We start from the raw sequence: 15,225 nt of genomic DNA on the forward strand, positions 1-15,225 counted from the left end.
CGCGCCCCGGCCGCGCCTCACCCGGATCAGCCCGCCCCCGTGTTGTCCGGCCCGGCCGTCTCCCATCGGGACAACCCCGCTCCGGCGCCGCCGGGCACGGCCGTGTCCCATGCGGATCCGGCCTTCCCCGTGCCGCCCGGTCCGGCCGTGCCCCATCAGGGCAATCCCGCTCCGGTGCCGCCCGGTCCGGCCGTGCCGTACGGCTTCCGCCTGCCGCCCGAGGTCGCGGGCCGGTTGCGGCAGACGGCCCGCGCCTGCCGGACCACGCCCGCCACGGTGGCGCTGGTCTGCTGGGCGGCCACGGTCTCCCTGGTGGAGGAGGTGCCGGATCCGGTGGTGCTCGTGCGCGAGCCCGGCCGGGCCGAGCCCGCCCACGCCGGCATGGTCGGCCCGCTCGCGCTGGACGTCCCCGTCCGGATCGCGCTGGCCGGCGGCCTCGACGACCCCTCCGACCTCCTGAAAACGGTGGAGTCGGCCGCGACCCGGCCGTCCCCGCCGTCCGGGCCGCACACCGCCCGCTTCCTCTTCGAGGGCTTCAGACCCGAGCCGTACCTGCCCGGCCTGAAGTCCGAGCCCCACCCGCTGCCGGTGGCCGCACCCGCCGACGGCAGGCCCCTCCTCACCCTCACCGAACAGCCGGACGGATCCATGTCCGGCGTCTGCGCGGGACCCGGCGCCGAGCGTCTCGGCCGGCGGTTCCAGCACCTGTGCGACGACCTCTCTGTCTCCTGAGCTCCCGCGGCCTTTCGGCCCTCCGAGCTTTCAGCACTGATCGGAAGTGATGTCAGTGACGTCCGAGATCGACTCCCCACCCGTCCCGGCCTCGCTCGCCCAGCAGGGAATCTGGTTCAACGAACGGCTGGGCGGCGTCGGGACCGTCTACACGATGCCCTTCTCCGTCACCTTCGCCGGCCCGCTCGACGTGCCCGCCCTGACCGCCGCCTGCCGGGCGCTGATCGACCGGCACCCGATCCTGGCGAGCACGGTCCGGGAACGGCAGGGCGTGCCGTACGTCGTGCCCGCCGCCACCCGGCCCTCGCCGGTGGTCGCCGACGTCACGGCCGCCCGGCGTGACGACCTGATGAGGGCGGAGATCCTGCGCCCCTTCGATCTGGCCGCCGGTCCGCTCGTGCGGATGACTCTGTACGTCGAGGATGCGGGCCGGGCGACGCTGCTGGTCGTGGCCCACCACCTCGTCTTCGACGGCGAGTCCACGTCGGTGTTCCTGCGGGACCTGGCCGAGCTCTACCGGGCCGAGGTGACCGGCGTCCCCGCCGACCTGCCCGCGCTGGACCACGACGGGCTCGCCGGGCGGGCCGCGGCCAGGGTCGAGGCCGGCCTCTCCTTCGCCCGGGAGTTCTGGAGCTCGCGATGGCGCCCGCCCGCCGAGGTGATCCTGCCCGGCGTGGCCGGAGCGGTGCCCGCGGTGGACGAGGGGGCGGCAGTGGAGTTCGCGCTGCCGCCGGAGTCCCGGGAGGCGCTGGCCCGGCTGTCGGAGGAGATCGGGGCCGGCAGGTTCGAGATCGTGCTCGCCTCGCTGCACGTGCTGCTCCACCGGTACGGCAACGCCGAGCCGACGGTCGCGGCCGACCTGGGCACCCGCTCGCCGGACACCCGCGACCACCTGGGCGCCTTCGTCAACGAGCTGCCCGTCACGGCCGCGCTCCGGCCCGAGTGGGGCTTCCGCCGGTTCGTGGCGGACCAGCGCTTCGGGTACGGGCTCCGCTCCGACCTGCGCGGCCTCTTCCGGGTCCGGGAGGTGCCGCTGTCGCGGGCGGTCAGCGGGGTCAAGCCCGGCGTCGCGCTCGCCCCGATCTCGCTCGGCTACCGCAGGCGCGAGGCCGCGCCCGCCTTCCACGGGGTCGACGCCCACGTGGAGTGGGCGCTGTTCAACCACACCGTCCGCGGCGCCATGCGCGTGCACGTCGTGGACGGGCCCGGCCGGTTCGGCGTCATCCTCCAGTACAACCCGCGGATCATGGCCCGTGAGGACGCCGAGCGGGTCGCCGCCCACTGGCGCGCGCTGCTCGCCGCGCTGGCAGCCGACCCCGACATGCCGCTGGCCGAGCTGCCGATGCTCGACGCGGAGGAGACCGGGCGGCTGCTGTCACGGTGGAACGACACCGCCGCCGGCCACCCGCCGCTCACCCTGCCCGAGCTGGTGGCCGCCCAGGCCGGCCGTACCCCGGACGCGACCGCGGCCGTGTGCGGCGCGGAGACGATGACCTACGCCGAGCTCGGCGCGGCCGTGGACGGCCTGGCCCGGCGGCTGCGCGGCGCCGGCGTGGGACGGGGGACGCTGGTCGCGGTCCACGCCGAGCGCTCGCTGACCACCCTGGTCGGCCTGCTCGCCGTGGCGCGGGCCGGCGGGGCCTACCTCCCGCTCGACCCGGACCATCCCGCCGAGCGCCTGCGCCTGGTCCTGGAGGACTCCGGAGCCGCCCTGATCCTGGCCGGCCCCGGCCGGCACGACCGCTTGGCCGGCTCCGGCGTGGCCGTCATCACGCTCGACGCCCCCGGCCCGCGGTCCGGGGAAGGCGATCGCGGGCAGGGAGGACATGGGGAGGGCGATCGCGGCGCGGGAGAGCCGCGGGAGGGCGGGTCCGTCCCGGAGCGGTCCGGGGAAGGCGCGCCCGGCGCGGAAGGGCCGGAGCCCGGCGCCCTCGCCTGGCCGGAGCCCGGCGACCTCGCCTACGTCATCTACACCTCCGGCTCCACCGGCCGTCCCAAGGGCGTCGAGATCCCGCACCGGGCACTGACCAACCTGCTGCTGGCCATGCGTGACCGGCTCGGTTCCGGGCCGGGGGACGGCTGGCTCGCCCACACCTCGCTGTCGTTCGACATCTCGGCGCTGGAGCTCTACCTGCCGCTGGTGACCGGGGGGCGGGTCGTCATCGCCCCGGACGCCGCGGCCAGGGACGGGCGCGAGCTCGTACGGCTGGCCGCCGAGGGGGTGAGCCACGTGCAGGCGACCCCGTCCGGCTGGCGGATGCTGCTCGACGCCGGGTTCGACCTGCGCCGGGTGACCGCCCTGGCCGGCGGTGAGGCCCTCCCCGCCCCGCTGGCCCGCGAGATCCTCAGCCGGACCGGCCGTCTGATCAACGTCTACGGCCCCACCGAGACGACGATCTGGTCGATGAGCGCGGAGATCACCGAGCCCGTCACGACCGTGCCGATCGGCGTTCCGCTGGCCAACACCCGGGTTTACGTGCTGGACGAGCGGCTCGGGCTGCTGCCGCTGGGCGTGCCCGGCGAGCTGTGCGTCGCCGGTGACGGCGTCGCCGACGGCTACCGCAACCGCCCCGAGCTGACCGCCGAGCGGTTCGCCGCCGACCCGTTCGGGCCCGGTCGGCTGTACCGCACCGGTGACCGGGTGGTCAGACGGGCCGACGGGCAGATCGAGTTCATCGGACGCCTCGACGACCAGATCAAGCTCCGCGGGCACCGGATCGAACCGGGGGAGATCGAGTCCAGGCTGCTCGAACACCCCGGCATTCCCCGCGCGGCCGTGGTCGCCCGGGAGGACGACAAGGGGGAGCGGCGGATCGTCGCCTACCTGGAGTGCGGGCAGGTCCCTGGCGACGTGCGCGAGCACTGCGCGGAGACGCTGCCCTCCTACATGATCCCGGCCGACTTCGTCGCCCTGCCCCGGCTGCCGCTGACCTCCAACGGCAAGCTCGACCGGTCCGCGCTGCCCGCCCCCGGCCCCCGGGAGAGCGGGGCCGGCCCTCACGGGACCGCGCCCGGCGTGGCCGGGCCGCACTCCTACACCGGGGTGGCGGCCGAGCTCCACGAGATCTGGTGCGACGTGCTGGGGGTCGAGGCCGTCGGGCCGCAGGAGGATCTGTTCGAGCTGGGCGGGCACTCCCTGACCATCACCCAGATCGCCTCCCGGGTCCGCCTGCGCCTGGGCGCGGACCTGCCGCTCCACATCTACTACGACGAGCCCACGATCAGCGCCGTCGCCGCCGCCGTCGAGCGCCTGAACGGGAAGAACTGAGCCGGTGCAGACACGACTCCCCGACGCTGCCCGCACGGACGGCGTCCCGCTCTCACCCGGCCAGGAACGGCTCTGGTTCCTGGACCAGCTCACCCCCGGTGACGCCTCCTACAACGTCTACGTCTCCGAACGGCTCCGCGGGCCGCTCGACTCCGGCGCGCTGGTCCGCGCGTTCGGCGAGGTCGTGGCCAGGCACGCGGTGCTGCGGACCCGATATCCGAGCCAGGACGGCCGCCCGGTCCAGGTCGCCGATCCTGCCGGGCCCGGCCTGCGGTACGCGGACCTCTCCGACGGGCCGGAGGGGCAGGCCCGGGAACCGTCCGGTGGGCCGGAGCGGCGTGCCCGGGACCTGGTGGCCGAGCTGACCAACCGGGGATTCGACCTCGCCGGCGGTCCCGTGCTGCGGGCCGCCCTCATCCGGCTGGCCGCCGACGACCACGTCCTGTGCCTCGTCATCCACCACATCGCGGTGGACGGCTGGTCGCTGGGGGTGCTCCGCGCGGAGCTGGCCGCCCTGTACGGGGCCTTCGCCGCCGGGCTGCCCTCGCCGCTCCCGCCGCCCGCCCTGCAGTACGCCGACTACGCGCTGGCATGTCGGCAGGACCCCGGCCGCGAGGAGGACCTGGCGTACTGGCGGACCAGGCTCGCCGACCCGCCGGTGCTGGCGCTGCCCACGGACCGGCCCCGGCCCCGGGTCCGGACGGCCAACGGCGCCTACGTCGCGCGACGGATCCCCGGCCCGCTGGCGGCGGAGGTCGCCCGGCTGGCCAGGACCGAGCGCTGCACGCTGTTCATGACGCTCACCGCGGCCTTCCAGGTCCTGCTGGCCCGCCACACCGGCCAGGACGACGTCTGCGTGGGCACCCAGGTCGCGGCGCGCGACCGGCCCGAGCTGGAGGGGATGGTCGGCTTCGTCGTCAACACCCTCGTGCTCCGCGGCGACCTGTCCGGCGACCCGTCCTTCCGCGACCTCATGCGCCGCACCCGGGCCGCCGCGCTGGAGGCCTACCAGCGGCAGAGCACGCCCTTCGACACCCTGGTGAACGAGCTCGGCATCGACCGGGACCTGTCGCGCACCCCGCTCTTCCAGGCGCAGCTCGTCCTGCACAACCAGGCCCAGGCAGGCCCGTCCCTGCCGGGGATCACCACCGAGCTGTTCGACGGCGGGTTCGCCCTGGCCAAGTTCGACCTGTCCCTGGAGATCGGGCAGGAAGAGGGGGAGCTGCGGGCGCACTTCGCCTACAACAGCGACCTGTTCGAGCCGGAGACGGTCGAGCGGCTGGCGGCCCGTTTCGAGGCCCTGCTGCGCTGCGCCGTCGCCGACCCGGGCACCCGGCTGTCGGAGCTGGAACTGCTCGACGCCGACGAGCGCCGGCTCATCCTGGAGCACTGGAGCAGGCCCGGCCCTCCGGGGCGCGCCGGCGCCTCCGGCGGCCCGGCGCCCGCGGGCGATCCCGGCCCGTTCCGGGGCGGGCCCCGGGACTCCGGTCCGTTCCGGGGCGTCGCCACCCTGCACGGGCTGGTGGAGCGGGCGGCCGCCCGGACGCCCGAGGCCGTCGCGGTCGTCTTCGGCGACGACGCGCTGACCTACCGGGAGCTGAACGCCCGCGCCGACCGGCTGGCGGCGGTCCTGCGCGATCACGGGACCGGCCCCGGCCGCCGGGTGGCGATCTGCCTGGAGCAGTCACTCGACCTGGCCGTGGCTGTGCCGGCCGTGCTGAAGGCGGGCGGCGCCTACGTGCCCCTCGACCCCGAACAGCCCGCCGACCGGCTGGCCCACATGGTCGCCGACTCGGGGGCCGAGGTGCTGGTGACCACCCGCGCGCTGGCCGATCGCGTGTCCGCCGGGACCACCGTCCTCCTCGGCGAGCAGGACGGGCCCGCGGTCCTCCCCGACGGGCGGGAGGAGCTCAGGGGCCTCCTCCCTCCGAGGGAGGCGGGCCCGGACGACCTGGCCTACGTCATCTACACCTCGGGCTCGACCGGCCGCCCCAAGGGCGTGGCCGTACAGCACCGGCAGGTGCTCAACTACCTGGCCGACGCGCACGAGCGGTTCGAGGTGGTGGACGGGGCCGGCTACGCCCTACTGCAGTCGCTCTCCTTCGACTTCGGAATCACGATCTTCTACCTGGCGCTCGCGACCGGAGGACGCCTCCACCTGGTGCCGTCCCGAATCTCCGGCCCCGACCTCGCCGACTACGCGGACCGGGCCCGGATCGACTACCTGAAGATCACCCCGTCCCATCTGGGCGCCCTCACCGCGGAGGTCGACCCGCGCCGGCTCCTGCCCCGCCGCCTGCTCATCCTCGGCGGCGAGGGGTCGGCCTGGGAGTGGACCCGTGAGCTGGCCGCCCTCGGCGTCTGCCGGGTGGTCAACCACTACGGCCCGACCGAGGCCACGGTCGGCGTCACCACCTACGAGGTGGGAGCCGGCGACGACGTCCGCGGGCCGGTCACCCCGATCGGGCGGCCGCTCGGCCACGCGCGGGCCTACGTCCTGGACGGGCGGATGCGGCCGGTGCCCATCGGCGTGGTCGGCGAGCTGTGCCTCGGCGGGGACCGGCTGGCCCGCGGGTATCTCGGCCGCCCGGACCTGACCGCCGAGAAGTTCCTGCCCGACCCGTACGGCGGGCCCGGCGACCGGCTCTACCGCACCGGCGACCTGGCTCGCTGGCTGCCGGACGGCAACCTCGAGTTCCTCGGCCGCCGTGACCTCCAGGTGAAGATCCGCGGCTACCGGGTCGAGCTGGGCGAGGTCGACGAGGCCCTGCGCGCCCTGCCGGGCGTCGCCCACGCCGTCGTCGACGCGCGCGGCGGGCCGGGGGCGCTGGAACTGGCCGCCTACCTGGTCGCCGCCGACGGGTCGGCGGCCCGGCCGGGGGTGGGGGAGCTGCGCAGGCTGCTGCAGGCCGTACTGCCCGACTACATGGTGCCGACCCGCTACGTCTGGCTGGACCGGCTGCCGCTGAAGTCGCACGGCAAGGTCGACCGCGCCGCCCTGCCCGAGCCCGAGACTGCCCGGCCCGACCGGGAGGCGGCGTTCGAGGCGCCCTCCGGGATGGTGGAGGAGGCCGTCGCGTCGGCCTTCGGCGAGGTGCTCGGCCTGGACCGGGTCGGCGCCACGGACGACTTCTTCGACCTGGGCGGGCACTCCCTGCTCGCCGTTCAGGTGGTCGCCCGGCTGCGCCGCCGGCTGGACGGGATGCGGCCGGTCAGCGTGATGGACCTGTTCCAGCACCCGACCGCGCGGGGCCTGGCCACCCTGGTGGAGGCGGGCGACGACGGGCCGCGCGGCCTGCTGTACGAGCTGACGCCCAGGATCGCCGCACCCGAGCTGACGCTGGTGTGCGTGCCGTACGGCGGCGGCAGCGCGGTGGTCTACCAGCCGCTCGCCGACGCCCTGCCCGCCGGGTGCGCGCTGCACGCGGTGGCCGTGCCGGGCCACGACCTCGGCCTGGCCGAGGAGCCGCGCCCCCTCGCCGAGGTCGCCGCCGAGTGCGCCGCGGAGATCCTCCGGAAGGTGACCGGGCCGCTGGTGCTGTACGGGCACTGCGGGGTGGGCGGCGCGCTCACCGTCGAGATCGCCCGCCGGGTCGAGGCCGCCGGGCGGCCGCTCGACGCGGTCTACCTCGGCGGCCTGTTCCCCTTCGCCCGGCCCACCCGAGGCGTGCTGGGCCGCTGGGCGCGGTTCACCGGACTGGAACGGCTGCGCGGCGACCGGGGCCAGGTGAACTGGCTGACCGGCATGGGCGCCGACCTGTCCGGCCTGACCGAGGAGCAGCTGGCGTTCGTCGTGCGCAACATGCGGCACGACTCCAGGCAGGCGGAGGAGTACTTCACCCGCCTGGTCGAGGAGGGCGCGGAGCCGCTGAGCGCCCCGATCATCTCGGTGGTCGGCGAGCGCGATCCCAACACCGAGTTCCACGCCGAGCGCTACACCGAGTGGGACTTCCTCTCGCCGCGCACGGCGCTGGCCGTACTCGACGAGGGCGGCCACTACTTCCTCAAATACCGGGCCGAGGAGCTGGCGGAGATCGTCACCACGGTCCATCCGGCTCTCACCGCGTCCGCCGTGCCGGAGCCCGCCGCCCCCACCTGGCGCGTGGCCGGCCGCTCCGACTCCTCGGCCCCCTCCGCGCCCGCGCGGCGGGGGACGGCGGCCCCCGAGCCCAGCCTGGGCCGGTTCCTGGCGGTCGCGATCGGCCAGCTCGTCACCATCGTCGGCGCCACGCTGACCGAGTTCGCGATCCCGATCTCCACCTATCTGGACAGCCGCTCCCTCACCCAGTTCGCCGTGCTCCAGGTGCTCGCGCTGATCCCGGGCATCCTGGTGGCCCCGCTGGCCGGGGCGGTGGTGGACCGGGCGAGCAGGCGGGCGGTCATGCTCGGCGGCAACATCGCGGCGCTCGCCGTACAGCTGCTCACCGGGACGCTGCTGTGGACCGGGGAGCTGGCGGTCTGGCACCTGTATCCGCTGCTCACCGCCCTGTCGATCGCGCTGACCTTCCAGCGGCTGGCCTACGTCTCGGCCGTACCGCAGCTCGTGCCCAAGCGCTATCTCGGCCACGCCAACGGGGTGGTCCAGATGACCACCGGCGTCGCGCAGTTCGTCGCGCCGCTCGTCGCGGTGGGACTGCTGGCGGCCATCGGCCTGGAGGGGATCCTCGCGCTCGACGTCGCCGGATACGTCGCGGGAGTGATCGTGCTGCTGTGCGTCGGCTTCCCGGCCAGGCTGGCGGGCGAGCGCCGCGAGTCCGTCGGGGCGGAGATCGCCGGAGGGTTCCGGCTCCAGATGGGACAGCGCGGCTTCCGGGCCATGCTCGTCTTCTTCGCCCTCTTCAACCTGGTGCTCTCGCCGGTCTTCCTGCTGTTCTCGCCGCTGACGCTGTCCTTCGGCACGCTCGCCGACGCCGGATACGTCGCGCTCCTCGGCGGGGCGGGAGCGGTGACCGGCGGGCTGGTCATGAGCGTGTGGGGCGGACCGGCGCACCGGCGCATGCACGGCGTCCTCCTCGCGACCCTGGCGCTCGCGGCCTGCTGCCTGGTGACCGGCGCGCACGGGTCGCTGCTCTTCGTCGGGTTCGGCGCCTTCGGGGTGGCGTGCTCGCTCGCGATCGTCAACGGGGTCTACGCGACCATCGTCCAGGTCAAGGTGGCCCAGCGCTTCCACGGGCGGGTCTTCGCCCTCAACCAGATGGTCGCGCTGTCGACCATCCCGCTCGGCGTGGCCGTGATCGCGCCGCTCGGCGAGCGCCTCCTGGAGCCGATGTTCCTGCCCGGCGGGCTCCTGGCCGGCACGGCCGGCGCCGTCGTCGGCGTCGGGCCCGGCCGCGGCATCGCGTTCATGTACGTGGTGTGCGGCCTGCTGGTCGCCCTGATCGCCCTCGTCGCGCTCCGCAGCCGGACGCTGTCCCGGTTCGACGACGAGGTCCCCGACGCCGTCGCCGACGATCTCATCGGGATCCAGGCGCTGAACGACAGAACCGGCACGACCGAACGGAAGGAAGCCGTCCCGTGTCCCTGACCGTACCCGCCCTCCACGTCAACTGGACCGGCCCGCACCGGGCCGGCCTCCGCCGCCACCGGGACCGGGCCCTGGAGAACGGCCCCTACGGCATGCCGGTCGAGGAGATCCTCACCTGCGTCCACAGCGCCCACGCCTGGCGGGCCTTCCACGGCGGCGTCGAGCTGGTGACCGACGAGCTGGGCGCCTCCTACGCGGCGGCGCAGGGGCTGGACGCGCTCTACGACCGGATCGACACCTCCCTCGACGGCCTCGACGCCCTCGACGTGGACCCCCTGTTCTACTTCGCGGCGGGCAAGAGCTACGCGGCCCGGCTGCGCGCCGCGCCGTTCGCCGTCGTCGACACCGACCTCTACCTGCGCCGCCCCGTCGACGGGCTGGAACGCGGCGGGTTCGTCTTCGCGCACTGGGAGTCGGTGGGCAACGCCGTCTACCCGCCGGTCCCGGAGGTCCCCAACCAGGCCGGCCTGGACCTGTCGCGCTGGACCTTCGACACCCCGGCGGCCAACATGGCGGTCTCGGTCTTCCTCGACGACCGCCACCGCGCCGAGTACGCCGAGGCGTCCATGGCGTTCATGACCGGCAACGCCGGGCCGTCGGACACCGCCCCGATCGTCCGCCAGACCTTCGCCGAGCAGCGCATCGCCCCCGCGGTCGCCCGCTCCCTCGGGGTGGACCTGCGCCCCGTCACCGAGCGCTTCTGGATCGTGGAGACGGAGGAGTGGGACGGCCCCTCCTACGCCGACCGCTTCCACCACACCTGGAACCAGAAGCGGCTGCTGCGCCAGTTCCCCGAGCTGCGCCCGGCCTACTGGCGCTACCTGCTGGAGGACCTGCTGTGGCGCTTCCCCGCCGCCGGCGACCTGCTGCTGTCGGTGCCCGCGCTCAAGGAGTGCGCCGACCTCGTCCGCGCCGTCCGGCGCGACCTGGCCGCCCACGGCCCCAGCCTGATCGAACGGAGCATCCCGTGACCGCCCCGACCACCGAGACGGAGCTCGTCGCCCTGTGGCGCCAGGTGCTCCGCGTGCCCGACGTCGCCCCCGGCGACAACTTCTTCGAGCTGGGCGGCGACTCCTTCCGGGCCGCCCAGCTCGCCGGCCTGGTCGGCGACCGCCTGGGGGTGCCCGTCACGCCGGCCCTCGTCTTCGACCGGCCGGAGCTGGCCGGGCAGGCCCGCTGGATCGACGACGCCCGCGCCGCGGGGCCCTCGGCCGCCGCCGGGCCCGCGACCGGCGGGGGAGCGCCGCTCAGCACCCAGCAGGAGGACTTCCTGTACTGGATGTTCGAGAGCGAGCCCGTCCGCGACATCGGGTCCTGCGCCACCGCGATCCGGATCCGCGACGCCTTCGACGTGGCCGTCCTGACCCGCGCGCTGGAGGCGGTGATCGCGCGGCACGAGCCGCTGCGCAGCGTCGTCACCGCGTCGGGGGAGGTGGTCGTCGCCGACGAGCTGCCGCCAGAGGTGGCCGAGGCCGTGGCCGAGGGGCGGACGCCGCAGGAGCGCGAGCGCGACGCCGAGCGGATCGTCTGGCACGAGCGCATGCGCCTCGACGACGTTCTGCGCGGCCCCCTCGTGCGGGCCCTCGTCGTGCGTCTCGGCGAGGACGACCACGTGCTGGTCCTCGCCGTGCACCACTTCGCCTTCGACGGCTTCTCCCTGGGCGTCATGCTCCGGGAGCTGGGCATCGTCTACTCGGCCCTGCGCACGGGCTACCCCAGCCCGCTGCGCCCGCTGCCCATGTCCTACGCCGACTACTGCGCCTTCACCCGCGAGCAGTGGCCGCGCAACCAGGTGTACTGGGACCAGGTCCTGGAGGGTGCCCCCCGCGAGCTGACGCCCTTCCCCGGCCGCAGGGAGACCACTCTGTTCTCCCGCCGAAGGCACGCTTTCGAGATCGACGCGGAGCTGGCCGGCCGGCTGCGGGAGACCGCTCGGGCGCGCGGCGCGACCACGTTCATGGCGGTGGCCGCGTGCTGGACCTGGCTGCTGCGCCAGTGGACGGGGATGACCGACCTGGTGGTGATGTCGCCCGTGCCCGGCCGTACCGCGCCCGAGCACGAGACGCTGATCGGCTGCCTGGTCCAGTCGCTCATCCTGCGCCTGGACGCCTCGGGCGACCCCTCCTACGGCGAGCTGGTCGACCGGGTCCGGGAGGTGTCCGTGGGGGCGGTGGCGCATCAGTTCCACGCCTACCAGGACGCCCGGCTCCGGGTGCCCTTCCCCTCGCGGATCCACTACGAGAGCTTCGGCGCCCCGCACTTCCCCGGCCTCATGTCCGAGGCCTTCCCCTTCCCCCGCGAGCAGGAGGGGCTGGAGTGGGGCGCCAATCCGGGCGAGGTGGACCTCAGCGCCCCGGAGCTGATCGTCGAGGAGCAGCGGGACGGCTCCATGCTGGCCGCCGTGGTCTACAACCACTACGGCTACGACCCCGCGACGGCCGCCGAGCTCGCCGGGGTCTTCCAGGAGTACGTCCGGGCCGCCGTGGCCGGTCCCGACTCCCCGCTGCCGCCGCTGCCGGTCCGCCACACCGGGGTGGAGGCCTGTCAGGGCTGATGTTTTCCGGGGACAGGTCTTATCCTGGACATCTCCCCGGAACCTTCGTGAAACCTGTCTAGGACACCCTGATGTCCGAGGAGAGGTGATCCACAATGATGTTGCGGCTACGGGTGTCCTTTCCCGATCGCCCGGGTGCCCTGGGTCAGGTCGCCCGGGTGCTCGGCACGCTGGGGGCGGACATTCTCCAAGTGACGGTGCTGGAACGGGAGACTGGCCGGGCCGTGGACGACTTCACCGTCTCCTGGCCCGGCGCCGCCGACGCCGACACGGTCCGGGACCGCCTGTCGGTCATCCCCGGCATACGCGTCGAGGCCGTCTGGCCCACTCGTGAGATCCCCGGCGCCGCCCCTGACTACGATCTGCTGAAGCACGTCGCGACCGATCCCGGCAGGGCCTTCGCCACTCTCGTGGACGCCGTGCCCGGCCTGGTGAGCGCCGATTGGGCGGTCACGGTGTCCTCCGGGACCGGTGAGCTCGTCCACCGCAGCTGGCAGGCCCCCGCCTCGCTCGACGAGGCGGGCGGTCTCGCCGGCGTCAAGGCGGGCGACCTCACCCCCCTGCGCCCCTTGACCCTTGCCGCGGGCCGGTACCGCCTGATGAGCCTCCCCGTGCCCGGCGCGGGCCTGCACCTGATCCTCGCCCGCACCGACGGGCCGGCCTTCCACCGGGCGGAGCTGGACCGTGCCATCCGCGTCGTGGAGATCGTCGCCATCCTCGGCCGCTGATCCTCACGGCGGTCCCGGCGGGCCCGCGCCGGAGGGCGTACGGCGGCGCCGTGCCGGCCGGTCAGCGGTGCGGCGGGTCGATGCGGGAGCCGTCGAGGGCGAAGAGCATCAGGCGGGTGACGTCGACGCCCACCCGGGCCGGCTCACCGGCCCGCCAGACGGGGCGGGAGCCGACGCGGACGATGAGGTCGGCTCGGCGGTGGGTGCCGGCGCCGACCTGCTCCTGCGCCTGGATGGGGGCGGCGTCGAGTCCGGTGCCCGGCAGCAGACGCCTGAGGACCGCGCGGGCCCGGCTGCCCGGAGCGGTGGCCGCCAGGTCGCGGGCCTTGTGGCGAGGGTCCGGGGGCTCGGGGACGGGCACGGTGGGGATGCCGCTCTCGACGTAGGCGAGCCACTCGTGGCCGTGGTACTCCAGGGCCCGGACACGGCCGAGGAAGACGGGGCCTTCGAACGTCTCGGGGACCGGGGCCAGGCAGTCCGGGCGCAGGCCCACGATGATCTGGTGGCCGACGTGCTGGGAGATGGCGTAGGCCCTGGGATCGGTCCAGGGGATCGTGATCTGGTGCACCCCGAAGTCCAGCAGGATGAACTGGTTCTGCGGGGTGCGCACGGTGGCTGCGAGCAGGTTGAGCTGCTGGGAGCTGAGGAAGGCGGCGGTGAAGGCGGTGGCCGGGTCGTTGTAGACCTGGCCGGGGGTGCCGACGTCCTGGAGCACGCCGCGGTTCATGATGGCGATCCGGTCGGCCAGGGTCAGGGCCTCGACCTGGTCGTGCGTCACGTAGATCGTGGTCACGCCGAGGGAGCGGACCAGGGAGGAGATCTCCATGCGGAGCTCGGTGCGCATGCCCGCGTCGAGGTTGGACAGCGGCTCGTCCATCAGGAAGAGCGAGGGCTGGCGGACGATCGCCCTGCCCATCGCGACGCGCTGGCGCTGGCCGCCTGAGAGCGTTCCAGGGCGACGTTCGAGGGTCTCGTCGATGTGCAGCGCCTTGGACAGCTCCGTCACGCGCTCCCTGACCATCGCCGGGTCCGCCTTGGCGATCTCCAGGGGGAAGGCCATGTTGCCGCGTACCGTGCGGTGCGGGTAGAGCGCGCCGTTCTGGAAGACCATGGCGACGTCCCGGTCACGCGGGGCGAGGTCGTTGGCGAGCGTGCCGCCCAGCCAGAGGTCTCCGGAGGTCACCTCCTCCAGGCCCGCGATCATCCGGAGCAGGGTGGATTTGCCGCAGCCGGACGGCCCCAGCAGGACGAGGAACTCCCCGTTTTCGGCGCGCAGGTTCATGCGGTCGACCGCCAGGTACCCACCGGGGTAGACCTTGCTCACATTGTCGAGGACGACGGTACTCATGCGCGCTCGTTCCTCCCGGGTTCCGCTGCCCGGATCCAGCCGTGTGATTGATGAGGTAGTACATCGCGCCACTTGCCCATGTGTCCATAGATGTCGTTAGAAATTGCACATCCGCTGGTTACTTCAATGTTCCTGGTGAGTAGCTATGCCGCGCATTAGAGGGTGCGGCCCTCCCAGGTGAGCGCCACGACCGTCTCCGCGGGTGGGGGATGTTACAGTTTGCGAAAAGTTTCGGAAACGAATTTCACGCCAGGGCGCCGAATGTCGTTCAGCTTGCGCCCAATTCAGCCGCATGGTGGGGTACCTCTGATGGACGGTGAACTCACGCATACCTCCCGGTCCCGCCCCGACGGCGCGGGTATCCGGCTGGCCGACATCGCCGCCCAGTCGGGGGTGAGTGAGGCCACGGTCAGCAGGGTGCTCAACGGCAAGCCCGGCGTGTCGCAGGGGACCAGGCAGGCGGTGCTGACCGCGCTGGACCTGATGGGGTACGAGCGGCCGCAGCGGCTGCGCCAGCGCAGCAACGGGCTGATCGGCCTGGTCACCCCGGAGCTGGACAACCCGATCTTCCCGGCGTTCGCCCAGGCGATCGAGAAGGCGCTGACCCAGCACGGCTACACCCCGGTGCTCTGCACCCAGCTCCCCGGCGGCGCCCCCGAGGACGAGTTCACCGAGCTGCTGATAGACCGGGGGGTCAACGGCATCGTCTTCGTCTCCGGCCTCCACGCCGACACCACGGCCAAGATGGACCGCTACACCCGGCTGACCGACCGCGGGCTGCCGATCGTCCTGCTGGACGGCTACAGCGCTCACATCGAGGCGCCGTTCATCTCCCCGGACGACCGGGCCGCCGCGCGGCTGGCCGTACAGCATCTGGTGGATCTCGGGCACGAGCGGATCGGCCTGGCCGTCGGGCCGCGCCGGTTCGTGCCGGTGATCCGCAAGATCGAGGGCTACCGGCAGGCGATGGCGCAGCTGCTGGGGGCGGACGGGGTCGACGAGCTGATCTCGCACTCGCTGTTCTCGGTGGAGGGGGGTCAGGCGGCGGCGGCGCAGTTGCTGGAGCGGGGC

Annotated in this window: 8 protein-coding genes; 7 read left to right on the forward strand and 1 reads right to left on the reverse strand. The window is 73.9% G+C overall.

Going from position 1 to position 15,225, the window contains the following annotated elements; translation table 11 throughout:
• From CA984_RS34710 to CA984_RS34735, 6 genes are all read left to right on the forward strand, one after another.
• Positions 1-732: condensation domain-containing protein (locus tag CA984_RS34710; RefSeq protein WP_479725542.1), on the forward strand; the 732-nt coding region annotated here is incomplete at its 5' end.
• A gap of 49 nt (positions 733-781) precedes the next feature.
• Positions 782-4,000: a non-ribosomal peptide synthetase gene (locus CA984_RS34715; RefSeq protein ID WP_086577659.1), complete on the forward strand. Its 3,219-nt coding sequence runs from the start codon at positions 782-784 to the stop codon at positions 3,998-4,000.
• Positions 4,001-4,004: 4 nt separating this feature from the next.
• Positions 4,005-9,524, forward strand: coding sequence for a non-ribosomal peptide synthetase/MFS transporter (locus CA984_RS34720; RefSeq protein ID WP_086577660.1), 5,520 nt, complete (start codon positions 4,005-4,007; stop codon positions 9,522-9,524).
• Complete coding sequence (locus CA984_RS34725; RefSeq protein ID WP_086577661.1) at positions 9,515-10,495, forward strand: DUF6734 family protein; 981 nt, start codon at positions 9,515-9,517, stop codon at positions 10,493-10,495. Before CA984_RS34720 ends, CA984_RS34725 begins: the two co-directional genes overlap by 10 nt.
• Positions 10,492-12,078, forward strand: a complete 1,587-nt coding sequence (locus CA984_RS34730; protein WP_086577662.1) for a condensation domain-containing protein — start codon at positions 10,492-10,494, stop codon at positions 12,076-12,078. Before CA984_RS34725 ends, CA984_RS34730 begins: the two co-directional genes overlap by 4 nt.
• A 95-nt stretch (positions 12,079-12,173) precedes the next feature.
• On the forward strand, positions 12,174-12,806 hold the full coding sequence (locus CA984_RS34735) for an ACT domain-containing protein (protein ID WP_086577663.1): 633 nt from the start codon (positions 12,174-12,176) through the stop codon (positions 12,804-12,806).
• Between the two features lie 61 nt (positions 12,807-12,867).
• On the opposite strand, the gene CA984_RS34740 is transcribed toward CA984_RS34735, so the two are convergent.
• Entirely contained in the window at positions 12,868-14,154 is a 1,287-nt protein-coding gene (locus CA984_RS34740; protein WP_086577664.1) for an ABC transporter ATP-binding protein, read from the reverse strand.
• 309 nt (positions 14,155-14,463) lie between these two features.
• Between CA984_RS34740 and CA984_RS34745 the strand changes: the two genes are divergently transcribed.
• Positions 14,464-15,225: LacI family DNA-binding transcriptional regulator (locus CA984_RS34745; protein ID WP_086577665.1), on the forward strand; the 762-nt coding region annotated here is incomplete at its 3' end.

The organism is Streptosporangium minutum (genome assembly GCF_002149035.1).
In the GTDB taxonomy this organism is placed as follows: Bacteria; Actinomycetota; Actinomycetes; order Streptosporangiales; family Streptosporangiaceae; genus Streptosporangium; species Streptosporangium minutum.

What these genes read in the sequence shown, in the direction of transcription:
- CA984_RS34715 (WP_086577659.1), top strand. Translation starts at nt 782, where the DNA reads ATGTCAGTGACGTCCGAGATCGACTCCCCACCCGTCCCGGCCTCGCTC.
- CA984_RS34735 (WP_086577663.1), top strand. Translation starts at nt 12,174, where the DNA reads ATGATGTTGCGGCTACGGGTGTCCTTTCCCGATCGCCCGGGTGCCCTG.
- CA984_RS34740 (WP_086577664.1), bottom strand. Translation starts at nt 14,154, where the DNA reads ATGAGTACCGTCGTCCTCGACAATGTGAGCAAGGTCTACCCCGGTGGG.